We start from the raw sequence: 23,489 nt of genomic DNA, 5'->3' as shown, positions 1-23,489 counted from the left end.
GGGAAGACCCGATTATTTCCGGTTTTGCGAAAACGTGCCCGGGCTCAGACGCAAGCGATCACGTCAGGTCGCAGCACATGCATAGCGGCGGCGTGTCGGTATGGCGGTGGAATTCCTTCGACGACAGGACTTCCGCCGGCAGCTTGGCGGCCGGGATCAGCGAGAAGCCGTAGCGCGCAAAGTAGCTTGGGCAACTGGTCGTCAGCAGCACGGCGCGCTTGACGCCGTTGGCACGCGCTCGCATCAGCACCGCGCGGACCACGTGGGACGCAACGCCCTGGTCGCGGTATTCCGGCAGCACCCCGACCGAGCGGACCACGACGGTTTCGCCAAACCGCTCGCCGGCCCCGCAGCCGACAATCTGCGATTCGTGGACGGCGACGTGGAAGTGTTCCAGCAAGCGGAACACATCATCGGTCGGCAGGCCGCAACGTTCGAGCACCGCGCCAACCGCGGGCGCATCCGGAGCCAGCGCCGCCCGGATTCGCAAATCTTTGATCATCTGGAGCCTCTTGTTCTTGCGTCACTCACGTACAGCAAACCACGGAAGCCCTGCATGGTTGTCACGTGCGCCTGCTTGCATTGTATGTCGCGTATCGACTCGCAGCCGCGCCAACACACTACCCTAAACAGCGTTGTTGTTCCAGACGGGAAGAACGCGTAGATAACCGTCGATCACGCCGAGGGCAGCCCGTTTCATGAGCGAGCCGGCCGGCTCTCAAACGGGTGAGGCGGGAAAGGAGAAAAGCCGTGGCGCGCACCGCTGTACGGCGCCACGCAGATTCCGCGCCAGGTGCGCAGAAGGAAACTGGAGGCGGGGATCCGGAATCGAACCGTCGTAAACGGCTTTGCAGGCCGTCGCATCACCACTCTGCCACCCCGCCGTGGACGAAACGTCCGGGGACAAATCGTGTTGCGGGGCGCAGTGTAGCGGGAAATCGGAAACTCTGCAGAAACGCTGTTCGCAGTGCGGCTATTCCATGCCGCCCATGGCCGACTGGATGTAGTTCTGGATGCCGACCTTGGCGACCAGTTCGATCTGGGATTCGATCCAGTCAATATGCTCTTCGGTCGCTTCAAGGATATCGACAACGACCTCGCGCGAGACGTAGTCGCCCACCGACTCGAAATACTTGATCGCATCCTTGCAGCTCGCCTGGGAAACCTGTTCGAGCTTGAGATCGCAGGCCAGCATTTCCTCGGTGTTTTCGCCGAGCAGCAATTTGTCGAGATCCTGCAGGTTTGGCAAACCGTCGAGCAACAGGATGCGCTCGATCAGCTTGTCGGCATGCTTCATTTCCTCGATCGATTCCTCGTATTCATGCTTGCCGAGCGCGTTCATGCCCCAGTGCCGGTACATGCGCGCGTGCAGGAAATACTGGTTGATCGCAGTCAGTTCGTGCTTGAGTTGGGCGTTGAGCAGCTGAATGACTTTCTTGTCCGTTTTCATGGCATATTCCCTTCCCCCGGCGGCTGAAAATCGTGCTTCTCCTTTTTTTCCATCGTGCCCGGCTTTTACCGGTGCGTTTTCATGGTAGCCACAATTGGGGCGACATCAAGCGACACGCCAAAATGCGACGGTAATCGCCACATCTACCGCATGCAATCGAGAATGCGTATGGTTTTGATTTTCGTCCAGATTATGCCCCGCCATGCAGAAGCAGAAAACCGCCGTGGCCGGCGGCTTTTTTGCCACTTAGGGATGCCCGGACTCAGTCGAGCTTCGCCCCCGAATCGGCCACCAGCATCTTCAGCACCGGCCAGTCGCGCGTGAAGATCGCCTGGGCCTCGGCCGGGGTGCTGCCCAGCGGGCGCAGGCCAAGCCCAGCCATGCGCGATTGCATGTCAGGCGTCTGCATAATCGCGCGCACCTCTTCCTCGAGCTTCGCGGTCACTGCCGGCGGCACGCCGACAGGGGCCGCCATGCCGATCCAGCCGACCGTCTTGAACGCGCTGTCGCCCATGCCCAGTTCGGCGAACGTCGGCAGCTCGGGCAGCGCGCTGCTGCGTTGTGCCCCCGTCACCGCCAGCGCCTTGAGCTTCCCGCTTTGAATATACGGCTTGGCCGTGAGGATGCTGGCGAAGCCGAACTGCACCTGGCCGCCGAGCAGGTCCTGCAGCATCGGCGCTTCGCCCTTGTACGGCACATGGGTGGACTCGGCGCGTGCAAGCTTGCTGAAATACGCGCCGCTCAGATGTGAGTACGAGCCCACACCCCACGACGCATAGCTGACCTTGCCCGGCCGCGTGCGCGCATAGTCGCCCAGTTCGCGCGGCGTGCGTGCCGGCAATGACGTATTCGTCACGAGTACGAGCTGCGCATCGGCGAGCACGCTGACCATCGACAGGTCCTTGCGCGGGTCGTACGGCAGCTTGGCGAACAGGAACTGGTTGGTGAGAACGGTCTGCGTGATGGTCACCAGCAGCGTATAGCCGTCCGGTGCAGCTTTTGCCACCGCATCCGTGCCAATGATGCCGGAAGCACCGGCCTTGTTCTCCACCACGACGGGCTGGCCCAGCCGCTTGCTGAGCTTCTCGCCGAGCGCGCGCGCCACGGTGTCGGTGCCGCCGCCAGCCGCATACGGCACGACGATGTGAATCGGCTTGGAGGGATAGGTCTGCGCGAGCGCCGGTGCGCTGCAAACGGTAATGCCACTCAGGGCGAGCGCCAGCAGCGCACGTCGGTTCATGCCTTGTCTCCGGTTGCTTGAGCTTGATGTTTTTGGTTTGCAGACAAGCTAACCGGCTTGAGAAAATACGTCCAATGCAATATTTTTCAAATTTCCATGCATAAAAACTGAATTCATGAGCCTGCGTCAGCTCCATCACTTCGTCACGCTGATCGAGCAAGGCAGCTTCGCCCGCGCCGCCGATGCGCTGCACCTGTCGCAGCCCGCGCTCACACGCAGCATCCAGACGCTCGAGGGCGACCTGGGCACGCTGGTGGACCGCGCATATGGCAAGGCCAGACCGACCGCTGCCGGCGCCATCGTCCTCGAGCGCGCACGGCGCATGCTGCGCGAAGGCCGCGAACTCAGGCGCGACCTGCAGATGCTGCAGGACATCGAGATCGGAGAGATCCGCATCGGCTTCGGGCCATTCGCATCAGCGTTCCTTCTTGAGCCGGTGCTGGCCGCGCTGGTGGCGCGCCATCCGACGTTGCGCATCGACCTGGAGACAGCGGACACGCGCACCATGCTGACGTCGCTGGAGGCGGAACGGCTCGATGCCTTTGTCGGCGAGAGCCAGAGCCTGACCCGACTGCCACACCTGCAGATTGAACGGCTGCCGGCGCTGCAGACTGCATTCTTCGTGCGCAGCAGCCACCCGCTGGCCAAACGCCGCGCGATCAACCTGGCGGCACTGACGCCCTACCCCGTGGCCGGTCCGCGACTGCCCGCCGGCGTACGTGACTTCTTCCACCGCCGGGTCGCGGAGGATCAGGGCAACATTGATGGCACGCCGTGCGAACTTCTGACGGTCACGTGCGACGACATGCACGCGCTGCGCACGCTGATGCTGTCGACCGATGCGGTGGTGCTGGTGCCGCGCGCGATGATGGCGAGCCTGCAGGCCGACGGACAAGCCGTGGCGCTGCCGCTGCGTCCCGCCACGGAACTGCGTGCGCCGTATGGCGTGGTGTCGCTGGCCGGGCACTCCCTGTCCCCCGCAGCGCGGGCGTTCGTGACGCTGGTGCACGAGGTGCTGGCCGAGCACCCGGCCTTGCGCAAGGGCGCACGTCAGGCGCACTAGTGAGCGTATGCTGTGCGCTTCGGTTTCCCGAAGAAGAAAGGAGACACGGCAATGTCCAGACTCAGAGTGAACAGCTTTACGTTGTCGCTTGACGGCTATGGCGCCGGGCCCGCCCAAAGCCTCGAAAACCCGTTGGGCGTGGGCGGCGAAGCGCTGCACGAATGGGCGTTCGCCACGCGCCGCTTCCAGGTCATGTTCGCCGGCGAAGGCGGCAGCGCCGGCGTCGACAACGACTTCGTCGAACGCGGCTTTGACAACATCGGCGCGTGGATTCTCGGACGCAATATGTTCGGGCCCGTGCGCGGGCCATGGCCCGACGAGAGCTGGCGAGGCTGGTGGGGCGACAAGCCGCCCTACCATGTGCCGGTGTTCGTGCTGACGCATCACGCGCGGCCGTCGATCGAGATGGAAGGCGGCACGACCTTTCACTTCGTCACCGAAGGCATCGATGTGGCACTGGCGCGTGCTCGCGAAGCGGCACAGGGACGCGACGTGCGGCTTGGGGGCGGCGTGTCAACGATCCGCCAATACCTGCAGGCCGGCCTGGTCGACGAGATGCACCTTGCCATCGTGCCGAAACTGCTAGGCGGTGGCGAGGCACTACTGGCCGGGCTGGATCTCCCGGCACTCGGCTTCGCCTGCAGCGAGCATGTGACCACGCCGGCTGTGTTGCACGTCGTGCTGACCAGGCAGGCTTAGGGGGGCCTCAGGCACCTGCGGCAAATGGTAGAGCCGTATCGGTGCTGACGGGCCGCATGGCGTGCGACCCGGCATCAGCCGCCGGTTGCGGTGCCTGGCAGTAGCTATTGCCAGCACGCGCACACCCCACACCGGTCTGGCGCGGACGATCCGTATCGGCGCGCGCCGCGGTAGTGGCGCATGTGGCCAACATCACAGTACAGAGCAAACGCGTCAGGGCATCAAGTTTCATGGCTGAACTCCGTAGCACTGCGGCTCAATGCGCATCCGCAGACGGAGCCTTCGGCGGCGCGACCTTGCGCATCAGCGGGACCATCGCGGTGGCAATCACGAAACACACCATGACGATCAGGAACGCATCGCCGAACGTCTGGGTCTGCGCTTCACGCCACGCGAGCGCAAAGAGTTGCTTCAACGCGACCGTATTCGCATCGACCAGGTCGTGGCCAGCCGCGAGCATCTGGCTTCCTGCGCTTTGCAGGAACGCGCCCATGGCCTCGTTGCGGATATTCAGGTGCTCCGCCTCGCGCAGGAAATGCAGGTTGCCGCGGTCGTTGAGCACGGTGGCGCAGGCCGCGATGCCGATGGCGCCGCCCAGGTTGCGCATCAGGTTGAACAGGCCTGATGCGAGCTTGAGCCGTTCGGGCGGCATACTGCCCAGCGTCAGCGTGACCGTCGGCGCCACCGCGAACTGCTGTGCCATGCCGCGCAGTGCCTGCGGCAGCAGCAGTTCGGCGCCGCCCCAGTCGTGCGTGATCGGTGCGAAGAACCACATCGACAGCGCGAACAGGCCGAGTCCGAACATCATCAGCCAGCGCAGGTCGACTCGATTGGCCAGGAACGCATAGAGCGGGATCGACGCGACCTGGAACAGGCCCGTCGAAAAGATCGCCAGGCCGATGTCCAGCGCGCTGAAGCCGCGCACGCGTCCCAGGAACAACGGTGTCAGGTAGATCGTCGCGAAGATGCCTATACCGGTAACGAACGAGAAAAAGCAGCCCAATGCGAAGTTGCGCTCGCGCAGCGCGCGCAGGTCCACCACGGGATTCGCGTAGGTCAGCGATCGCCAGACAAAGGCCACGCCCGATAGCCCGGCAATCCATGCGGTGGCGAGGATCACGTCGTCGCCAAACCAGTCCCAGCGCGGCCCCTCTTCCATCGTGTATTCCAGGCAGCCCAGGAACAGCGCCATAAACAGGATGCCGAGGTAGTCGGCGCCGCGCACCAGCGACCAGTTCGGGCGATCGACCTTGACCAGCATCGGTACGGCCACCGTGACGAAGATGCCGGGCACCAGGTTGATGAAGAACAGCCAGTGCCACGAGAAGTTGTCGGTAATCCAGCCGCCGATGGTCGGGCCAAGCGTTGGCGCGAGAGACGCGAGCGCGCCGATGGTCGCTGCGGCGATCACGCGCTGCGGGCCGGCAAAGAACGCAAAGGCTGTGGTGAACACCAGCGGGATCATCGACCCGCCCAGGAAGCCCTGCGCCGCGCGGAACGCGATCATGCTCTGAATATTCCACGCCACGCCGCACAGCAGGCTGGTTACCGTGAACCCCGCGGCCGACGCGGCAAACAGCCAGCGCGTCGACATCACGCGGGACAGCCAGCCCGACAGCGGAATGACGATGATCTCCGCGATCAGGTAGCTGGTCTGGACCCAGACCGTCTCGTCGGCGCCCGCCGACAGGCCGCCACCGATATCGCGCAGCGACGCCGAGACGATCTGGATATCGAGCAGCGCGATGAACATGCCCACGCACATGGTCGCGAAAGCGAAGATCTTCGCGGGCATCGATAGCGATGCCGGGGACGGCAACGCCGCCGCCGGTGCCGCGACCGGCCTGTCGAGTGTGGCCGTGCTCATCATTGCACCTGCCTGGTTGAATGCGTATCCGGATGCGTATCGACCTGCGCGATCACGGACAGGCCCGGGCGCAAGGTGCCGAGCGTGGCATCTTTCTCGTCGAGCTGGATGCGTACCGGCACACGCTGGACGATCTTGGTGAAGTTACCGGTCGCGTTTTCGGCCGGCAGCACGCTGAACTGCGCCCCAGTCGCCGGCGCGAGGCTGCCGACGCGGCCATGGAAGACGCGTCCGGGCAGCACATCGGCCTCGATGGTGACAGGCATGCCCTCGCGCATATGCGCGAGCTGACCTTCCTTGAAGTTTGCATCGACCCACAAGCCGCTGGCCGGAACGATGGACAGCAACTGACTACCGCTGCCGGCGTAGGCGCCGACGCGCGCGCGGCGGTTGCCCACCGTGCCGTCGACCGGCGCGCGCAGTTCGGTGTAGCTGAGGTTGAGCTTTGCGATGTCGCGTTCCGCCACGGCCTGCGCCAGCGCCGCTTTCGCCTGCAGCTTCTGCGTGCCGATCACCTCGAGCTGGCGCTGCGCGGCGAGCAGCGACGCTTGCGCCTTTTCGCTGTTGGCGGCCGCCTGCTTGTAGTCGGCATCGGCCTTCTGCGAACTCTGGATCGACACCGCCGATTTTTCGACCAGGCTCGCATAGCGTGCCTGGTCCTGGCGCGCACGAACGGTGTCGGCATTGGCGCCCGCGAAGCCGGCCCGCGCCTGGCCGATGACGGCTTCCTGCAGCCGCTGCGTGGCGTCGAGGTTTTCGAGCAGCGCCTGCTGCGCAGCCACCGCGCCCTCGGCCTTGGCCAGCGCGGCACGATAGTCGCGGTCGTCGATGCGCACCAGCACATCCCCTGCATGCACAGGCTGGTTGTCGGTCACGGCAACTTCGGAGATATAGCCGGCAACCTTCGCGCCGATCACGGTCACGTCGCCGCCCACGTAGGCATCGTCGGTGCTCTGCACGAAGCGCGCGGAGCTCCACCAGTGGTAGCCGTAGCCGACACCGGCCAGACCCGCGACAAGCAGCGCCCCGGTCGCGAGCAGCTTCTTCGTAGTGGGCCGCGATCCTGCCTGTTTCGCGGCCGGAACAGGCTGCTCGCCCGTGCGTTCGGTGATGGTGTTGCTAGTCATGGCACTTCCTTTCAGCGCACTCAGTTTCGATGGGATTCAGATTCGAGCCGGATGCGGCCTGCATCGCCGCTGCACGATTCAATTTCTGCCGCATGCGTTCGGTCGCGGCAGGGCCAGGCCCAAGCGCGTAGTGAGCTTCAGTAATCGGCCGTCCGTTCGCGGCGTCGACCAGCACGGGCTCGACACGTGCGCCGGTCTCGCGGTCCAGCAATTGCACGCTTTCGCCCTCGGGGGAGAAATGCCGGTTGCCCCAGGCCAGCAGCGCCACCAGCACAGGGCGGAAATCACGGCCGCTCGGGGTCAGCACGTATTCGAAGCGCGGGGGGCGTTCGCAGTAGCTGCGCCGCTCCAGCAGACCTTCCTCGACGAGCGCGCTGAGCCGGCGCGCGAGCATGTTCGGCGCGATGCCAAGGCTCTTCTCGAAATCGTCGAAGCGGGCCGTGCCGTAGAACGCCTCGCGCAAGATCAGCACGCTCCACGCGTCGCCGATCCGCGCGACAGTCCGCGCAATGGGGCAAGGCGCTTTGTCCAGTGGCTTTCTCTGCATGATCATCATCCCTCTTCATCAGGGGTTGCTATCAAGTTGAAAGTTAGTCTAGAGTAGTGACTAGCATGTTGCAAGTTAATTTGGCAACATGCAGTACGAATCACGAACGAGAGGTGCATGACATGACGCAAGGGCAACCCTTCCCTCCGGCACGGCGCTTTGGGCGCAGCCTCGCGGTACTCGCCGCCACAGCCATGGCCGCGAGCCTGGCCGCGTGCGCGGTCGGTCCCGATTACCATGCCCCCGCGCCGGACTTGCCGGCGGCATACGCGCACGCCGCCGCATTGCAGGCCCAGGAAGCAGCGCCTGCGGCGCCCGCGCTCGATAGCTGGTGGAAGGGATTCGACGATCCCGCGCTGACCCGGATCATCGAGCGCGCGCTGGCGCAGAACCTGGACCTTGCTGCATCGGTAGCCCGTGTCGACCAAGCGCGTGCGGCCGCCGACTACGCCGGCGCGGCATTGCTGCCGGAGGGATCGCTGTCCGACAGCGTCGCGCGGCAACGGCAGTCACTCGAAAGCCCGCTGGGCAAGATCGCCAGCAAGTCGCCTGGCTTCGAGCGCAACAACACGCTGTACAACGCCGGTGCGGGGGCCAGTTGGGAGATCGACATCGCCGGCGGCCTGCGGCGCGGGGCCGAGGCGGCCGACGCGGAAGCCCAGGCGGCCGAGGCCGAACACCTCGGCGTGCGCGTGCTGGTGGCAGCGGAAGCCGCCGACGCCTACTTCCGCGTGCGCGGTGCGCAGCAGCGCATCACCATCGCGCAGCAGCAGGTGCAGACCAATGCGCGGCTGCTGGATCTGGTGAAGCTGCGCCTGGCCGACGGCATCGGCGCCGAGCGCGAACGCGCGCAGGCCGAAGCGCGGCTCGCACAGACCCGCGTCACCATCCCGCCGCTCCAGATCGAGCTCGACACGCAGCTCAACCGACTCGACGTGCTGATGGGCGCGGCGCCGGGCACCTATGCCGCCGAACTCGCCACGCCGGGTGCGCGTACCGGCGTTCCGCAGATTCCGCTCGCACAGGGTCCTGCCGCGCTGCTCGAACGCCGCCCCGACGTCATTGCCGCCGAACGCCGGCTGGCCGCGTCCAGCGCGCGCATCGGCGTGGCTACGGCGGAGTACTACCCCAAGCTATCGCTCGCGGCATTGCTCGGCTTCGAAAGCCTGTCGGCGAGCAAGATGTTCACGGCCGCCACGTTCCAGCCCGCAGCCATGGCCGGCCTGCGCTGGCGTCTGTTCGATTTCGGCCGTGTGGACGCCGAAGTCGCCCAGGCACGCGGCGCGAATGCAGAGGCACTCGCCACCTATCGGAAGTCCATGCTGCGCGCGACCGAGGATGTAGAAAACGCAATCGTCACGCTGACCCAGCTGCAACTGCAGAGCCAGGACCTGACCGTGGAAGTCGATGCTCAGGCCCGATCGCGCGGCGCGGCCGAAGAGGCCTACAAGGGCGGCGCTGTCAGCCTGTTCGAAGTGCTTGAGGAAGACCGCCAGTTATTGGCCGCGCGCGACCAGCAGGCACGCGCGGGCACCGATAACGCACGCGCCGCAGTGGCGGCGTTCCGTGCGCTGGGTGGCGGCTGGTAAGAATCAGGGGAGAAAGCGCCGCGTCGCCTTAGTCGGCTTCGGCCTTTTCCGTGGTCGACAGGTAGGCGGCGGCATCGGCCAGGCGCCGGCGCACGCCTTCGCCGGCAGCGGGCCCGGGTGCCAGCGCGTAACGCGCGAGGTCAACGGGCGCGCCGCTCGCGGCATCGACCAGTACGGGTTCGATGGGCGCCCCAGTCGCCTTGTCGACAAGCTGCACGCTCACCCCCTCGGGGGCGAAGTGTTTGTTGCCCCAAGCCAGCATCGACAACATCACCGGCTCGAAATCGCGGCCGCACTCGGTCAGCACGTATTCGTAGCGCGGCGGCCGCTCCGAATACTGGCGGCGCTCCAGCAAGCCTTCATCCACCAGTCCGTTGAGGCGGCGCGTCAGCATGTTCGGCGCAATGTCGAGGTTCTTCTGGAAGGCGTCGAAGCGGGTCGTGCCATAGAACGCCTCGCGCAGGATCAGGATGCTCCACCACTCCCCGACCCGCTCCAGGCTGCGTGCGATGGGACATTGCATGTCCCGGAAGGTCTTTCTTTGCATGGTGGTCGGCAATGGCTAAGGGCAGCTTCGTGCCCGTGTCAGGAGCATGCTACTGCCGAGGGTTTAATCATGCAAGTGAGACCCGGCTCATGGGTGAACGTCGACGGCGAAATTCTTCTTTTTTATATTATATATTTGTATATAATATCTGATACGAAACTATAGCCGACCCATGAACCAGCCTCATCCCAACATCGAACTCCCCACCATGCAGGCTGCTGCGACGCGCGCATGCGGCTTGCTCAAGGTGCTGGCCAATCCGGACCGTCTGCTGCTGATGTGCCAGCTGTCGCAGGGAGAACTTGCCGTGGGCGAACTGGAGGAACAGCTTGGCATCCGCCAGCCCACGCTGTCCCAGCAACTCGGCGTGCTGCGCGAGAACGGCCTCGTGGCAACACGCCGGGACGGCAAGAACATCTTCTATTCGGTCGCAAGTCCTGAAGCGCTCGCCGTCATGGCGGTTCTCTACGAACAGTTCTGTGCAAACCCCGGCCAGGAGCCAACATGCTGATTGATCTTGCCAACTTCACGCCGGGCTTCTCGCTTGCCGGCGGACTTGTCATCGGCGCGGCGGCTGCCGTTCTGGTGCTGTTCAATGGCCGCATTGCGGGCATCAGCGGCATCCTCGGTGGTCTGCTGACGCTGCCTCGCGGGGACATGGCATGGCGCCTGGCCTTCCTTGCCGGCCTGATCGGCGCCCCCATCGTTGCCGGCCTGGTCGGCAAGCCGGCGATCGCCGACATTCAGGCAAGCTGGGGAGAGATCATGATCGCGGGCTTCCTCGTCGGCATCGGCACCCGCTATGCCAGCGGATGCACCAGCGGGCACGGCGTGTGCGGAATCTCGCGCGGCTCGATCCGCTCGCTGGTCGCCACGCTGACATTCATGGCGGCCGGTTTCCTGACCGTCTTCGTGCAACGGCACCTGATCGGAGGCTGATATGGCTGCTTTTTTCGCATTGCTGGCCGGCTTGCTCTTCGGCATCGGCCTGATGGTTTCCGGCATGGCGAATCCCGCCAAGGTGCAGGGATTCCTGGATCTGGCTGGCCGCTGGGATCCATCGCTGGCCTTTGTCATGGCCGGGGCCATTGCCATCGGGCTGGTGGCTTTCCTGATCGCGAAGCGCCGCAAGCGCTCGTGGCTCGGCTTCCCCATGCAGCTGCCGGCCACCACGGCCGTGACTGTGCGCCTGGTGCTGGGCAGCGCGGCCTTCGGCGTCGGCTGGGGGATCGCCGGGTTCTGTCCGGGCCCGGCGCTGGTGGCGCTTGGGGCGGGCTATCCCAAAGCCATCGGCTTTGTGGCGGCCATGGTGGCCGGCATGATCGTCTTCGAGATCGTCGAGCGCGCAACGTCCACCATGCGGCAAGCCTGAGTGCGTCGGCATTGTCGCCGGAGATTGCGCCAGATCAAGAGCCAGCCCGCACGCAAGGCGCAGTATGGATTTGCCGGCGTTACTGCCGGCAGATCACGGGAATTTCACCCGCATCGCAAACTGGCAAGGAGCCGGCCATGCAAGCAAACGTCGGAACCCTCGACCGGACGCTCCGGATCGTCATCGGCCTGGCCCTCATCGTCCTGGCGGCAACCGGACATATCGGGGCGTGGGGATGGATCGGCATCGTGCCGCTGGCGACGGGCATCCTGCGCATCTGTCCAGCGTATAGCCTTCTTGGCGTAAAGACGTGCACGGCGTCCACACCGGACGCCAAGTAACGCCCTGCCATCTCGCCTAATAAAGAAGCCCCGCACAAGCGGGGCTCATTCTTGCCGGGCGTATGTGTTTTACGCGCCGCCAGGCGCGCCCGATTACTCCACCGTCACCGACTTCGCCAGGTTCCGCGGCTTGTCCACGTCGGTACCGCGTGCGCACGCCGTGTGATACGCCAGCAGCTGCAGCGGCACCACATGCAGGATCGGCGACAGGGCGCCATAGTGCTCGGGCATGCGGATCACCTGGATGCCATCCGTCGACTGGATGTGCGTGTCGCTGTCGGCGAACACGTACAGGCGGCCGCCGCGTGCGCGCACTTCCTGAATGTTGGACTTCAGCTTCTCGAGCAGTGCATCGTTCGGCGCCACAGTGACCACGGGCATGGCCTCGGTCACCAGCGCGAGCGGGCCGTGCTTGAGTTCGCCGGCGGGATACGCCTCGGCGTGGATGTACGAGATTTCCTTGAGCTTGAGCGCGCCCTCAAGCGCGATCGGGTAATGCATGCCGCGGCCGAGGAACAGCGCGTTCTCGCGGCGCGCGAAATCTTCCGACCACGCGATGATCTGCGGCTCCAGCGCCAGCACGCCATGCAGCGCGGCGGGCAGGTGGCGCAGGTTGGCCATGTCCTTGGCCTCGGCTTCTTCCGACAGGAAACCGCGCACCTTGGCCAGGGCCAGCGTCAGCATGTACAGCGCGGCGAGCTGAGTGGTGAAGGCCTTGGTCGACGCCACGCCGATTTCCGTACCGGCGCGCGTAAGGAAGCGCATCTCGGTCTCGCGAACCATGGCGCTGGTCGCCACGTTGCAGATCGACAGCGTATGCGTATGACCGAGCGCGCGCGCATGGCGCAGCGCGGCCATGGTGTCGGCGGTCTCACCGGATTGCGAGATCACCACGACCAACGCACGCGGATTGGGTACCGTGTCCCGGTAGCGGTACTCGCTGGCCACTTCGACCTGCGTGGGGATCTTTGCGATGCTTTCGAGCCAGTACTTCGCCGTACAGCCCGAGTAGTAGCTGGTGCCGCACGCCAGGATCAGGACGCTGTCGATCTCCGGGAACACCTCGGCGGCACGATCGCCGAACAGCGCGGGCGAGATACCGTCGACGCCTTCCAGCGTGTCGCCGAGCGCGCGCGGCTGCTCGAAGATTTCCTTCTGCATGAAGTGGCGGTACGGCCCCAGATCCACCGTGGCGGCATGCGCTTCCACCACGCGCACTTCGCGTTCGACCGGGTGATCATGGCCGTCGTGGATGGTCACGCCGTCGCGCGTGACCTCGACGACATCGCCCTCTTCCAGGTAGATGATGCGGTTGGCCGTGCCGGCCACGGCCAGCGCGTCCGAAGCGAGGAAGGCCTCGCCGTCGCCGAGCGCCACCACCAGCGGCGAGCCGGCGCGTGCACCGACCACGCGCTCGGGCTGGTCCTTGGCGAACACGGCGATCGCGTAGGCGCCGTGCAGGCGCTTGGTCACGGCGCGCACCGATGCGAACAGGTCGCCGCGCGTGGCGCTGCTCGGATAGCAGTAGGCCTGGTGGATCAGGTGGGCGACGACTTCGGTGTCGGTCTGCGACTCGAAGCCGTAGCCGACCGCGCGCAACTCTTCGCGCAGTGGCTCGTAGTTTTCGATGATGCCGTTGTGCACCAGCGCGATGGTTTCGCCGGACAGGTGCGGGTGGGCGTTCACGGTGTCGGGCTTGCCATGCGTGGCCCAGCGCGTGTGCGCAACGCCAGTGGTGCCCGCCAGGCCCGATGCCTGCGTCTGGGCGTCCAGATCGGCCACGCGCGACACCGTGCGTGCGCGCTCGACAGCGTTATCGCGCACGACGGCGACGCCGCAGGAGTCATAGCCGCGGTATTCGAGGCGGCGCAGGCCTTCGATCAGGACCGGAACGATGTTGCGCGTGGAAACCGCGCCGACGATGCCACACATGGCTGTACCCCCGTGCTCGGCGCCGATGCCGGCGCCTGTTTCAATGCCTGCGCAGCCACAGCGGCGCGCCGGAACGGCCGCAACACTGCGTCCGTCGTATTGTGTCGATCGATGGCCACCGTACACGACATGCAGGCGGCCATACCGCTTACTGCTTCGCCTTCTTGACTGGGCGCTGCCAGGCGTCGAGCGTCATCTGCTTGGCGCGCGACAGCGTCAGCTTGTCGGCCGGCGCCTCCTTGGTCAGCGTCGTGCCTGCGCCGATAGTCGCACCGCGGCGCACCGTGACCGGCGCAACCAGTTGCGTATCGGAGCCGATAAAAACGTCGTCCTCGATCACCGTGCGGAACTTGTTCGCACCGTCATAGTTGCAGGTGATGGTGCCGGCGCCAATGTTCACGCGCGCGCCGACCGTGGCGTCGCCCACATAAGCCAGATGATTGGCCTTGCTGTGCGCGGCGACCTGCGAATTCTTCACTTCGACAAAGTTGCCGATATGGACATCTTCGCCCAGTTCGGTGCCGGGGCGCAGGCGCGCATACGGGCCGATGCGGCCGTCCGCGCCGATCTTCGCGCTGTCGATATGGCAGAACGGCTGCACCTGCGCGCCGGCATCGATGCTGCTGTTGCGAATGACGCAATTGGCGCCGATCTGCACGCCGTCGCCGAGATGCACGCGGCCTTCGAACACGCAGCCGATGTCGATGGAAACATCGCGGCCGCAGGTCAGCTCGCCGCGTACGTCGATGCGCGCCGGATCGGCCAGCGTCACGCCAGTTTCGAGCAGGCGCTGCGCCAGATTGCGCTGGTGGATGCGTTCCACTTCGGCAAGTTGCACCTTGCTGTTGACGCCGAGCGTCTCCCACAGCGCCGCAGGCTGGGCCGAGACAATGTCGATGCCTTCGGTCGCCGCGCGCTCGACGGTATCGGTCAGGTAGTACTCGCCCTGGGCATTGTCGTTGCGCAGCGTGGCCAGCCAGCGGCGCAGATGGCCTGTCGGGCACACGATGATGCCGGTGTTGATCTCGCGGATCGCGCGGACGGCCTCGCTGGCGTCCTTCTGCTCGACGATCCGTACGATGCTGCCCGCGGCATCGCGCACGATGCGCCCGTAGCCAGTCGGATCGGGCATTTCCACGGTCAGCACGCCGAAACGCGTGTTGCCGGCTGCCTCGACCAGCGCCTTGAGGGTGGCTGCCGTGGTGAGCGGCACGTCACCATAGAGAACCAATGTGGGCTGGTTGTCGTCCAACTGAGGAAGTGCCTGCATCACCGCATGGCCGGTACCCAGTTGCTGGTCCTGTTCGGCAAAGGTGACGTCATCGGCGGCGACGGCTTCGCGCACGCGCTCCGCGCCGTGGCCAATGACCACCACGAGCCGCGAAGGCGACAGCGTACGCGCCGTATCGATGACATGCGCGAGCATCGGGCGCCCGGCAATAGGGTGCAGGACCTTTGGCAAATCGGAATGCATCCGCTTGCCCATGCCCGCGGCGAGAATGACGATATTCACAAGGAGACCCCTTGGTGCGTGTATCGGGAAATATATTCTTTAAAGCACCAGCCGGAGGTTCGATAACCGGCGTCACGGCGTTCGACAACCCGGCTTCCGCCAGCCCGGCGGTGGTGGCTTCCGGCCTTTCTGGAGCCGCCGACCCTTGCCAGGACTGGGCTTGCGGACGATCAGCAGACCCTGGCAAGATCCGCGGCGATTTTAACATGACGGTATCTGCTCAATACGCCCCTGTTTCCGATTCTCACAATCGCTGGTTGCGCCTGATATTGGCGATATTTGCCACGGCAATCCTTTGCGCGTGCAGCGCAATGAAGACCGGCTACCAGCAAGGCGACCGCCTGGCTTACTGGTGGATCGACCACTACGTTGATGTCTCCGACGCGCAAGAGCCCCTCACACGCGACGCCATCGCGCGATTCTTCGCCTGGCACCGGCAGGCGCAGCTGCCGGAAATCGCCGGCCTGCTGACCCAGGCCCGCAACCAGGTCCAGCAACCAGTCAGCACCGCTGCTATCGTACAAATCCAGGAGGCCACCCAGCGCCTGGCGCGGCAGTCGTTCGACCAGGCGGTCCCCGATGTGGCGGACCTGCTGCTCACGCTGACCCCGGCCCAGATCGACCGGATGGAAAAGAAATTCGACGAGGGCAACACCAAGTACCGCAAGAAATTCCTGAGCGGCAGTGCCGAGGACCGCGAATCGGCGCGTTTTGACAAGGTGATGAGCTACGCCAAGCTAATCTACGGAAGCTTCTCGAACGAGCAGGAACAGGCCATCCACGCCGCCCTGGCCCCGCTGATGCAGGGTGCCCAGGCGCGCTATGCGGAGCGGCTGCGGCGGCAGGAGGAATGGCTGGCGCTGGCGCGGCAGGTCCAGCAGACGCATCCGCCCAAGGCACAGGTCGTCGAACTGCTGCGCCGCTTCGGCGACCACTGGCAGCACCCGCAGGGGCAAATACGCGCCGCCAGCTATGAAGCCAACAACCAGGCGGGCGTAGCGCTGGCCACCACCATCGCCAACCTCGCGACGCCCACGCAGAAGGCGCATGCCGTGGAACGCTTCCAGAAGTGGATCGACGACACGCGCAGCCTGATGCGCGAGCGGCAGGGCAACACGTCCCAGGCGGCCAACAAGTAAGCCGAACCCAAACAAAACGCCCGCGTCACGACGCGGGGTTCTGTCTGACGGCGGGCCGCTTATTCGATGCTGGCCTGCTGGACGGTCGCCGACGTCTGTGGCGGACGTTCGAAACGCACAAATTCCAGCCGGTTCTCGTCGCTGCTGCCCGCAAACACCAGCGGCTGCTGCGTGAACGTGGTCTCGCCGAACAGGGAGGCCTCGTCCACCTTGGCCAAGCCCGTGGCCAGCCCCGTGAACGGGAACAGGTCAGTATCAGCCAGGTGCGACGGCACCACATTGCGCAGCGACGCGAAGATATTGTCGATACGGCCCGGGTTCTCGCGCTCCCATGCCTGCAGCATTTCACTGACCTTCTTGCGCTGCAGGTTCTCCTGCGAGCCGCACAGGTTGCACGGGATGATCGGGAATTCCATCGCGCGCGCATACGCGGCGATGTCCTTCTCCGAGCAATACGCGAGCGGCCGGATCACGATGTGCGCGCCGTCGTCCGTGGCGAGCTTGGGCGGCATGGCCTTCATCTTGCCGCCGAAGAACATGTTCAGGAAGAACGTGTTGACGATGTCGTCGCGGTGGTGGCCCAGCGCGATCTTGTTGGCGCCAAGCTCCTTGGCGGTGCGGTAGATCACGCCGCGGCGCAGACGCGAGCACAGCGAGCACGTGGTCTTGCCCTCGGGCACCTTCTCCTTGACGATCGAGTAGGTGTCCGCCTCGACGATCACGTATTCCACGCCCGTCGACTTCAGGTACTCCGGCAGCACATGCTCGGGGAAGCCGGGTTGCTTCTGGTCCAGGTTCATCGCAATCAGCTTGAACTGGATGGGCGCGCGCTTCTGCAGCGCCATCAGGACCGACAGCATGGTGTAGGAGTCTTTGCCGCCACTCATGCAGACCAGCACGGTGTCGCCGTCCTCGATCATGCCGAAGTCGCCGATGGCCTTGCCGGTTTGCGATTGCAGCCTCGTTTCGAGGCGGTAGAAGTTATTGGAGTGGCTCATGAGACATACCTGATCGTTGCGGCCGCCCGGATGAAATGGCCGGGATGGCTCGGAAGGGCCAAGATTTTACTCGGGCCGGCTCAGTTCTGCTTGATGTGGAAGACTTCCACGCCGACCGAGTCGCAATCCGGGTAGACGTCGGGCTTCTCGGTCGACACGCGCACGGCGCGCACCTTCGGGTGCTTGAGCATGGCGCGGGCCACGTCGTCGCACAGCGTTTCCTGCAGGTGCACGTGGCCCTGCGCCATGCGCTCGGCCACGGTATTGCGCATGAAATCGTAGTCGACGACTTCTTCTAGCTTGTCGGCTTGCGGCGTGCTCGCGGCCAGCGGCACGAACAGGTCGATATTGATCAGCACGCGCTGCTCGCCCTTCTTTTCGAATTCGTGCACGCCGATATTGATCTGCACTTCGTAGTTACGCAGGAACATGCGGCGGCAGTCTTGCAGGCTGGGATGGGTCAGGGCGGCGAGCATGGTCATGGCAAGCGGGGGAAAGGGAATTCAGGAGGGGCCGCGCCAAAACAGCCGGCGCGGCAGGTGGTTACATCATTCGGTCAGGAACATCACGTCGCGCGACAGCGGCATCAGGTGCTGGCCGCCGTCGACGTAGAGCGTGGTGCCGGTCACGGCATTCGCGCAGGCAAGGTAAGCCACGGCCTGGGCGATATCCTCAGGCGTGGACGACTTGCCCAGCGGCGTAACGCGGTGCGCGCGGCGGAAGCTCTGCTCCGACTGCTCGCCCGACACCAGCGTGATGCCGGGCGCGACGCCGACCACGCGCAGGCGCGGCGCGAAGGCCTGCGCAAGCTGCACCGTGGCGGTCTGCAGCGCGGCCTTGGACAGCGTGTACGACAGAAAGTCCGGATTCAGGTTGTCGAGCTTCTGGTCCAGCAGGTTGATCACGACACCGCGCGGATCCGTCGCGGTCGCGTCTGCCGCGCTCAGTGCCTTGTACATCTCACGCGCGAGCAGCAACGGCGCTGCCACATTGGTGCGCATATGCGTGTCGAGCGATGCATACGAGAAGCTCGTCGCCACGTCGTACTGGAACAGCGAGGCATTGTTGACGAGGCAGGTCGGTACGCCGAGTGCAGCCGTGCACGCGGCGATCAGCGTCCCCGTGGAGGCTTCGTCGGCCAGGTCGGCCTGCAGCACGGCGGCACGGCGGCCCCCGGCGCGGATCTGCGCGGCCAGCGCCTCGGCCTCGTCGCGCGAGCGGTGGCAGTGCACGGCCACATCCCAGCCTTGCGCGGCCAGTTCGAGCGCGATGGCGCGGCCAAGCCGGCGCGCGCCGCCGGTGACGATGGCCACGCCACGCGCAGCAGTGGCCTGCGGCGGGGCCGGCGATGGAGCGGCGGCAGATGGATTGGATTCGGGCATTGCTACAATCAAGGCATGCAGAAAGCCGCTAGTTTACCCCTTCCCCCCGCCGACGCGCTGGCCGCCTCCGACGCGCTGGCCACCCTGATCGGCGAAACCATCGATGCGGCCGGTGGCTGGATCGGCTTCGACCGCTACATGTCGCTGGCGCTGTACGCGCCAGGTCTGGGCTATTACAGCGGCGGCGCCGCCAAGTTCGGTCGCGATGTGCGCGACGGCAGCGACTTCATCACCGCCCCGGAACTGTCCCCGTTCTTTGCCCGCACGCTGGCGCGCCAGTTCGCGCCGCTGCTGGCACAGGGCCTGCCGCGCATGCTCGAATTCGGCGCGGGCACCGGGCGGCTGGCAGCCGACCTGCTGCTGGCGCTGGAACAGGAAGGGCAATTGCCCGACACCTACGGCATCGTCGAACTGTCCGGCGAACTGCGTGCGCGCCAGCAAGACACACTGGCGCAACGCGCACCACAACTGGCGCCGCGCGTGCAATGGCTTGATACGTTGCCCGAACATTTCGAGGGCATCGTGGTCGGCAACGAAGTGCTGGACGCCATGCCGGTGCGGCTGTTCGCGCGCACGGCCGGGCGCTGGCATGAACGCGGCGTGGCCCGCAGCGTCGCCGGCGACGACAGCACCGCTGCGCACGCGTTCACGTTCGAAGACCGCCAGCTCCCCGCACAAGCGATCCCCGAAGTGCTGCACGCCATTCCCGGCGACCATGACATCGTCACCGAAACCCATGCCGAGGCCGATGGCTTCGCGCGCGCGGTGGGCGCCATGCTCGCGCGCGGCGCGGCGTTCTTCATCGACTACGGCTTCCCGGCGGGCGAGTACTACCACCCGCAGCGCACCGGCGGCACGCTGATGTGCCACTACCGCCACCATTCGCACCCCGATCCGTTCTTCTATCCGGGGCTGCAGGACATCACGGCCCACGTCAACTTCAGCAGCATCGCCCATGCGGCCGTGGATGCCGGCCTGTCCGTGTCGGGCTTCGCCTCGCAGGCGCGCTTCCTGATGAATGCCGGCATCACCGACCTGCTGATGACGCTGGACCCGTCCGACACGCGCGCCTTCCTGCCCGCCGCCAACGCGGTGCAGAAGCTGCTGTCCGAAGCGGAGATGGGCGAACTGTTCAAGGTGGTGGCGCTCACGCGCGGGCTGGACGACAGCGAACCGCTCGCTGGCTTTGCACGCGGCGACCGCTGCCACACGCTCTGAGCCGCTGACGCCATGCTGCGCTGGACCCTCACCATCTTCCTGAGCGTGGTCGTACTGTCGGCAGCGTTGCCGTGGCTGCAGAAGCTCGGCATCGGCCGGTTGCCCGGCGACGTGCGCTTCCGGCTGTTCGGGCGCGACTACACCCTGCCATTCGCGTCGACGATCCTGCTGTCGCTGATCGCGCTAGTGATCGGCAAGCTGCTTTAATCGGGCATCCACCGCCGCCACGCGTGCCTCGTGCACGCGTTCCCTGATCTTGCTGACATCGTCGGCCAACACCTTGGCAATGGCGCCGGCGTCCACGCTGGCCGCGGCATCCAGGGCTGCCAGCAGCCGTGCCTTTTGCGGATAGGTGTCCGACTCGAATCCCTTGCGCCCGCGCTTGTCCGCCTCGCACGCGAGCAGTGCGTCGGCAAAGCGGCCCGGCTTGCGCAGCGCGTCGCAGCGCTCGAGCAGGCGCGTGATCGCGGCCGCGCCGAATTCCATCGATCGATGGATGTTGCCGTGCTCGCGCGCCACCACCACGGCCAGGTCGCGGCAGTCATTGGGCACGCGCAGGCGCTTGCAAACGTCTTCGAGCAGTTCGACGCTGCGCGTTTCATGGCCCAGGTGGCGCGGCAGCACGTGCTCGGGCGTGGTGCCCTTGCCAAGGTCATGGACCAGCGCGGCGAAGCGCACCGCGAGCGTCGTGCCCATCGCAGCGGCGCAATCGATCACCATCATCACATGGACGCCCGTATCGACTTCGGGGTGGTAGTCCGCGCGCTGCGGCACGCCCCACAGCCGGTCCAGTTCGGGCAGCAGGCGCGCGAGCGCGCCGCACTGGCGTAGCACCTCGAACATGCGCGCCGGGCGTGCCTCCATCAAGCCGCGCGCAAGCTCCTGCCAGACACGCTCGGGCACGAGCGCGTCGACTTCGCCGGCGTCCACCATCCTGCGCATCAGCGCAACGGTCTCGGGCGCGACGGTGAAGTCGTGAAAGCGCGCGGCAAAACGCGCAACGCGCAGGATGCGCACCGGATCTTCGGCGAACGCTTCGGAGACATGCCGGAATTGCCGGGCCGCCAGGTCGCGCTGGCCGCCGTGCGGGTCGATAACGGGGCCAACCAGCTTGCCGTCATCGTCGACGGCGCGCGCCATCGCGTTAATGGTCAGGTCGCGCCGGACCAGGTCGTCGTCGAGCGTGACATCAGGCTCGCAATAGAACGCGAAACCCTTGTAGCCCATCGCGGTCTTGCGCTCGGTACGCGCCAGCGCGTATTCCTCTTTCGTGCGCGGATGCAGGAAGACCGGAAAGTCCTTGCCGACCGGCTTGTAGCCGGCGGCCTCCATGTCGGCCGGGGTAGCCCCCACCACGACATAGTCGCGGTCCTGGCTGGGCTTGCCCAGCAGTTCGTCGCGGATCGCGCCGCCGACGGCGTACACCTGCATTGTCTTGTCTCGCTGTGTTCCGCCGCTGACGCGGCGCTCAGTGGTTGATGATTATCGCATCGGCGCGGTCCGGGGCCAGGCGATACGGCTCGTCGTCAGCCAGGAAATCGCGCTCTTCGCGAGCATCGGCAATCCACTCCTGCACAGCCGGCAATTCGAGGATGAAGTCCGCGTAGGCCTTGGCCGCCTCCGGCAGGTGAACGCCGTACGTCGCGAAGCGGGAGACCACCGGCGCGTAATAGGCATCGGCCACCGTAAAGGCGCCGAACAGGAACGGGCCCGCGTCGCCATGGCGCGTGCGCAGGTCCGTCCAGATCTGCGCGATGCGGTCGACGTCGCGCTGCACGGAGACGTTCCAGCCGCAGCCGGGCAGCACCGCGGTCACGTTCATCGGCATCTGGTTGCGCAGGTTGGTGAAGCCGGCGTGCATCTCGGCGCAAACCGAGCGCGCATGCGCGCGCGCGGCGCGGTCAGCGGGCCAGAGCGCCTTTTCGGGGAAACGCTCGGCCAGGTATTCCGCGATCGACAGCGTGTCCCACACCGCGATGTCGCCATCGATGAGCACCGGGACCTTGCCGGCCGGCGAATACTGCGCGATCTCCGCGGCAAAGCTTTCTACGAACAGTCGCACCTTCACTTCTTCGAACTCAATGCCGGCCTGGCGCATCAGCAGCCACGGGCGGAGCGACCAGGACGAGTAATTCTTGTTGCCGATGACGAGCTTCATCGCGAAATCCTTGGGGGAGGAAGGGATGGAGAATGGCCGCCGGACAGCGGCATTGCCTGACCGGAGCCGGACAGCCGCCGCTTGAGGAACGGTGTGCCAAACCGATCATTTTGCCAGCGCGGCGTTCGCTCTCAAAGTGAAAAGGACTCGCAACGGCTGCGAATCCCGATCACATAGAAGCAAGCGCGGCGTTGCGAGCCGGGTCCGCTACCGATGCACGCTCGCGCGCATGACCGTGAGCTGGGCATCACGGGTGCGCCCGGCCAGCACGTCTGTCATCACGGCTTCCAGCCCGACCGGATGCAGGCCGAGTTCGCTCGCCATGGGCCCGTGCAGCACGTTGTCGAACTGCATCGAATCGAGGTTGTCGCGCGAGAGCAGCGTATCGCCCGGCATGTGCTCCATCACTGCGGCCTGCACGCGTGCCAGCGCGTCGGGCAATGCGATCACCGGGCGCGGGTGTCCCGATGCGCGGCCCGCAAAGCGCACCAGTTCTTCCAGCGTGTACACCGTGGGGCCGCCGAGGTCATAGCCATGTCCGATGGTCGCGGGCGTAACCATGGCGTTGACGAAGGCCTGCACCACATCCAGTACGTAGATCGGCTGGAAGCGCGCATGCGCGCAGGCCAGCGGCACCACCGGCGCGATCTCCTGCATATGCGCGAACAGGTTGAGGAAGTGGTCGTCGGGACCAAAGACTACGGAGGGGCGGAACACAGTCCAGTCCAGGCCGCTGTCGCGCACCAGCCGTTCGCCGTCGCCCTTGCTGCGCTGATACATCGACGGACCGCGGCTGTCCGCGCCCAGCGCGCTCATATGGAGCAGCCGGCGGACGCCGGTGCGCAGGCACGAACCCACCACCTGCTCGACGATTTCGACATGGGCAGCCGCGAACTCGGGCCCGTACGGGTCACCACGCTCGCCGTGCAGCACCCCGACCAGGTTGACGACAATGCCGTCCGTGCCGAGCGGGCCAATCGCATCGTCGAGCGCCGCATTGTCGGCCAGACCGAGTTCCACCACCTCCACACGCGGCAACAGCAGCAGATGCTGCGCATGCTCCACGTTGCGCGTGCCGATCACGATGCGTTCGGGTGCGATGGGGGAATCTGGATTGGAGCCCGGTTCAAGCGGCGCGCCGGACGCCGAGGCGGCACCGGCCAGCCGGGAAGCGAGATGGCTGCCGATAAACCCGGCGCCACCGACGATGAGGACGTTGCTGGTCTGCATGGATGCCTCCGTGCGAGGAAAACGGCACGTGGCGGCAGACCGGCCATGGCACGCGCCCCGGAAAGGCGGGGCGCGCA

The 23,489-nt window shown here is 65.7% G+C and carries 25 protein-coding genes and 1 tRNA gene; 10 read left to right on the top strand and 16 right to left on the bottom strand.

The genetic code is table 11. From position 1 onward, the window contains the following. Positions 1-58 precede the first annotated feature (58 nt). The 4 genes from K2O51_RS13670 to K2O51_RS13655 form a co-directional block, all read right to left on the bottom strand. The gene (locus K2O51_RS13670) at positions 59-502 is read right to left on the bottom strand and encodes a GNAT family N-acetyltransferase (protein WP_011296434.1); all 444 of its coding nucleotides are present in this window, start codon (positions 500-502) and stop codon (positions 59-61) included. Positions 503-809: 307 nt separating this feature from the next. Beyond that, positions 810-884: transfer RNA gene (locus K2O51_RS13665), tRNA-Cys, on the bottom strand. Between the two features lie 89 nt (positions 885-973). Beyond that, entirely contained in the window at positions 974-1,450 is a 477-nt protein-coding gene (gene bfr, locus K2O51_RS13660; protein ID WP_011296433.1) for a bacterioferritin, read from the bottom strand. Between the two features lie 262 nt (positions 1,451-1,712). Next, positions 1,713-2,690 (bottom strand): Bug family tripartite tricarboxylate transporter substrate binding protein, encoded by a 978-nt coding sequence (locus tag K2O51_RS13655; protein WP_220631228.1) that lies wholly within the window; start codon positions 2,688-2,690, stop codon positions 1,713-1,715. Between the two features lie 115 nt (positions 2,691-2,805). On the opposite strand from K2O51_RS13655, the gene K2O51_RS13650 reads away from it, so the two are divergent. Beyond that, positions 2,806-3,753 carry a LysR family transcriptional regulator gene (locus K2O51_RS13650; protein WP_011296431.1) on the top strand — a complete coding sequence of 316 codons (948 nt, stop codon included), beginning with the start codon at positions 2,806-2,808 and terminating at the stop codon, positions 3,751-3,753. Positions 3,754-3,804: 51 nt separating this feature from the next. Beyond that, positions 3,805-4,452, top strand: coding sequence for a dihydrofolate reductase family protein (locus tag K2O51_RS13645; RefSeq protein ID WP_011296430.1), 648 nt, complete (start codon positions 3,805-3,807; stop codon positions 4,450-4,452). Between the two features lie 256 nt (positions 4,453-4,708). Here K2O51_RS13645 and K2O51_RS13640 read toward each other — a convergent pair whose 3' ends face one another. Genes K2O51_RS13640 through K2O51_RS13630 form a run of 3 tightly spaced genes read right to left on the bottom strand, consistent with a single transcriptional unit; the run spans position 4,709 to position 7,993 of the window. Next, positions 4,709-6,319: a DHA2 family efflux MFS transporter permease subunit gene (locus K2O51_RS13640; protein ID WP_220631634.1), complete on the bottom strand. Its 1,611-nt coding sequence runs from the start codon at positions 6,317-6,319 to the stop codon at positions 4,709-4,711. Next, positions 6,319-7,446: an HlyD family secretion protein gene (locus tag K2O51_RS13635; RefSeq protein WP_220631227.1), complete on the bottom strand. Its 1,128-nt coding sequence runs from the start codon at positions 7,444-7,446 to the stop codon at positions 6,319-6,321. The genes K2O51_RS13640 and K2O51_RS13635 overlap by 1 nt, the downstream gene beginning before the upstream one ends. Further along, entirely contained in the window at positions 7,439-7,993 is a 555-nt protein-coding gene (locus K2O51_RS13630; RefSeq protein ID WP_220631633.1) for a winged helix-turn-helix transcriptional regulator, read from the bottom strand. The genes K2O51_RS13635 and K2O51_RS13630 overlap by 8 nt, the downstream gene beginning before the upstream one ends. A gap of 122 nt (positions 7,994-8,115) precedes the next feature. Here K2O51_RS13630 and K2O51_RS13625 point away from each other — a divergent pair, with 122 nt between their 5' ends. Continuing rightward, entirely contained in the window at positions 8,116-9,582 is a 1,467-nt protein-coding gene (locus K2O51_RS13625) for an efflux transporter outer membrane subunit (protein WP_220631226.1), read from the top strand. A gap of 28 nt (positions 9,583-9,610) precedes the next feature. Here the strand turns inward: K2O51_RS13625 and K2O51_RS13620 are convergent, their stop codons facing one another. Beyond that, positions 9,611-10,129: a winged helix-turn-helix transcriptional regulator gene (locus tag K2O51_RS13620; protein ID WP_011296425.1), complete on the bottom strand. Its 519-nt coding sequence runs from the start codon at positions 10,127-10,129 to the stop codon at positions 9,611-9,613. Between the two features lie 172 nt (positions 10,130-10,301). Here K2O51_RS13620 and K2O51_RS13615 point away from each other — a divergent pair, with 172 nt between their 5' ends. From K2O51_RS13615 to K2O51_RS13600, 4 genes are all read left to right on the top strand, one after another. Next, positions 10,302-10,640: an ArsR/SmtB family transcription factor gene (locus tag K2O51_RS13615; protein ID WP_011296424.1), complete on the top strand. Its 339-nt coding sequence runs from the start codon at positions 10,302-10,304 to the stop codon at positions 10,638-10,640. Next, positions 10,634-11,068 carry a YeeE/YedE family protein gene (locus K2O51_RS13610; RefSeq protein WP_011296423.1) on the top strand — a complete coding sequence of 145 codons (435 nt, stop codon included), beginning with the start codon at positions 10,634-10,636 and terminating at the stop codon, positions 11,066-11,068. The genes K2O51_RS13615 and K2O51_RS13610 overlap by 7 nt, the downstream gene beginning before the upstream one ends. A 1-nt stretch (position 11,069) precedes the next feature. Then, on the top strand, positions 11,070-11,501 hold the full coding sequence (locus K2O51_RS13605; protein ID WP_011296422.1) for a DUF6691 family protein: 432 nt from the start codon (positions 11,070-11,072) through the stop codon (positions 11,499-11,501). Between the two features lie 137 nt (positions 11,502-11,638). Next, positions 11,639-11,842, top strand: a complete 204-nt coding sequence (locus tag K2O51_RS13600) for a YgaP family membrane protein (protein WP_011296421.1) — start codon at positions 11,639-11,641, stop codon at positions 11,840-11,842. Between the two features lie 93 nt (positions 11,843-11,935). Here the strand turns inward: K2O51_RS13600 and glmS are convergent, their stop codons facing one another. Both glmS and glmU read right to left on the bottom strand, forming a co-directional pair. Further along, entirely contained in the window at positions 11,936-13,774 is a 1,839-nt protein-coding gene (glmS, locus tag K2O51_RS13595; RefSeq protein ID WP_011296420.1) for a glutamine--fructose-6-phosphate transaminase (isomerizing), read from the bottom strand. Between the two features lie 148 nt (positions 13,775-13,922). Beyond that, on the bottom strand, positions 13,923-15,287 hold the full coding sequence (gene glmU, locus K2O51_RS13590) for a bifunctional UDP-N-acetylglucosamine diphosphorylase/glucosamine-1-phosphate N-acetyltransferase GlmU (RefSeq protein WP_220631225.1): 1,365 nt from the start codon (positions 15,285-15,287) through the stop codon (positions 13,923-13,925). A 311-nt stretch (positions 15,288-15,598) separates the two neighbouring features. Here glmU and K2O51_RS13585 point away from each other — a divergent pair, with 311 nt between their 5' ends. Next, positions 15,599-16,426 (top strand): DUF6279 family lipoprotein, encoded by an 828-nt coding sequence (locus K2O51_RS13585; RefSeq protein ID WP_041679449.1) that lies wholly within the window; start codon positions 15,599-15,601, stop codon positions 16,424-16,426. A 59-nt stretch (positions 16,427-16,485) separates the two neighbouring features. Here the strand turns inward: K2O51_RS13585 and ttcA are convergent, their stop codons facing one another. From ttcA to K2O51_RS13570, 3 genes are all read right to left on the bottom strand, one after another. Beyond that, positions 16,486-17,424: a tRNA 2-thiocytidine(32) synthetase TtcA gene (gene ttcA, locus K2O51_RS13580; protein ID WP_011296417.1), complete on the bottom strand. Its 939-nt coding sequence runs from the start codon at positions 17,422-17,424 to the stop codon at positions 16,486-16,488. An 80-nt stretch (positions 17,425-17,504) separates the two neighbouring features. After that, positions 17,505-17,906, bottom strand: coding sequence for a dihydroneopterin aldolase (locus K2O51_RS13575; protein ID WP_011296416.1), 402 nt, complete (start codon positions 17,904-17,906; stop codon positions 17,505-17,507). A 66-nt stretch (positions 17,907-17,972) separates the two neighbouring features. After that, positions 17,973-18,806 carry an SDR family oxidoreductase gene (locus K2O51_RS13570; RefSeq protein WP_011296415.1) on the bottom strand — a complete coding sequence of 278 codons (834 nt, stop codon included), beginning with the start codon at positions 18,804-18,806 and terminating at the stop codon, positions 17,973-17,975. A 15-nt stretch (positions 18,807-18,821) separates the two neighbouring features. On the opposite strand from K2O51_RS13570, the gene K2O51_RS13565 reads away from it, so the two are divergent. Beyond that, the gene (locus tag K2O51_RS13565; RefSeq protein WP_011296414.1) at positions 18,822-20,024 is read left to right on the top strand and encodes a class I SAM-dependent methyltransferase; all 1,203 of its coding nucleotides are present in this window, start codon (positions 18,822-18,824) and stop codon (positions 20,022-20,024) included. 12 nt (positions 20,025-20,036) lie between these two features. Further along, the gene (locus K2O51_RS13560; RefSeq protein WP_011296413.1) at positions 20,037-20,231 is read left to right on the top strand and encodes a DUF2905 domain-containing protein; all 195 of its coding nucleotides are present in this window, start codon (positions 20,037-20,039) and stop codon (positions 20,229-20,231) included. Here the strand turns inward: K2O51_RS13560 and K2O51_RS13555 are convergent. The 3 genes from K2O51_RS13555 to K2O51_RS13545 form a co-directional block, all read right to left on the bottom strand. After that, on the bottom strand, positions 20,208-21,455 hold the full coding sequence (locus K2O51_RS13555; protein WP_220631224.1) for a multifunctional CCA addition/repair protein: 1,248 nt from the start codon (positions 21,453-21,455) through the stop codon (positions 20,208-20,210). The two genes, K2O51_RS13560 and K2O51_RS13555, sit on opposite strands and share 24 nt — an antisense overlap. Positions 21,456-21,492: 37 nt before the next feature. After that, complete coding sequence (locus K2O51_RS13550; RefSeq protein ID WP_011296411.1) at positions 21,493-22,182, bottom strand: glutathione S-transferase family protein; 690 nt, start codon at positions 22,180-22,182, stop codon at positions 21,493-21,495. A 207-nt stretch (positions 22,183-22,389) separates the two neighbouring features. After that, positions 22,390-23,412: a complex I NDUFA9 subunit family protein gene (locus K2O51_RS13545; protein ID WP_011296410.1), complete on the bottom strand. Its 1,023-nt coding sequence runs from the start codon at positions 23,410-23,412 to the stop codon at positions 22,390-22,392. Between the last annotated feature and the right edge of the window lie 77 nt (positions 23,413-23,489).

This window comes from Cupriavidus pinatubonensis (genome assembly GCF_019602855.1).
In the GTDB taxonomy this organism is placed as follows: domain Bacteria; phylum Pseudomonadota; class Gammaproteobacteria; order Burkholderiales; family Burkholderiaceae; genus Cupriavidus; species Cupriavidus pinatubonensis.
The sequence above is the reverse complement of the archived record's forward strand: the minus strand, read 5'-3'. Positions and strand labels throughout refer to the sequence as shown.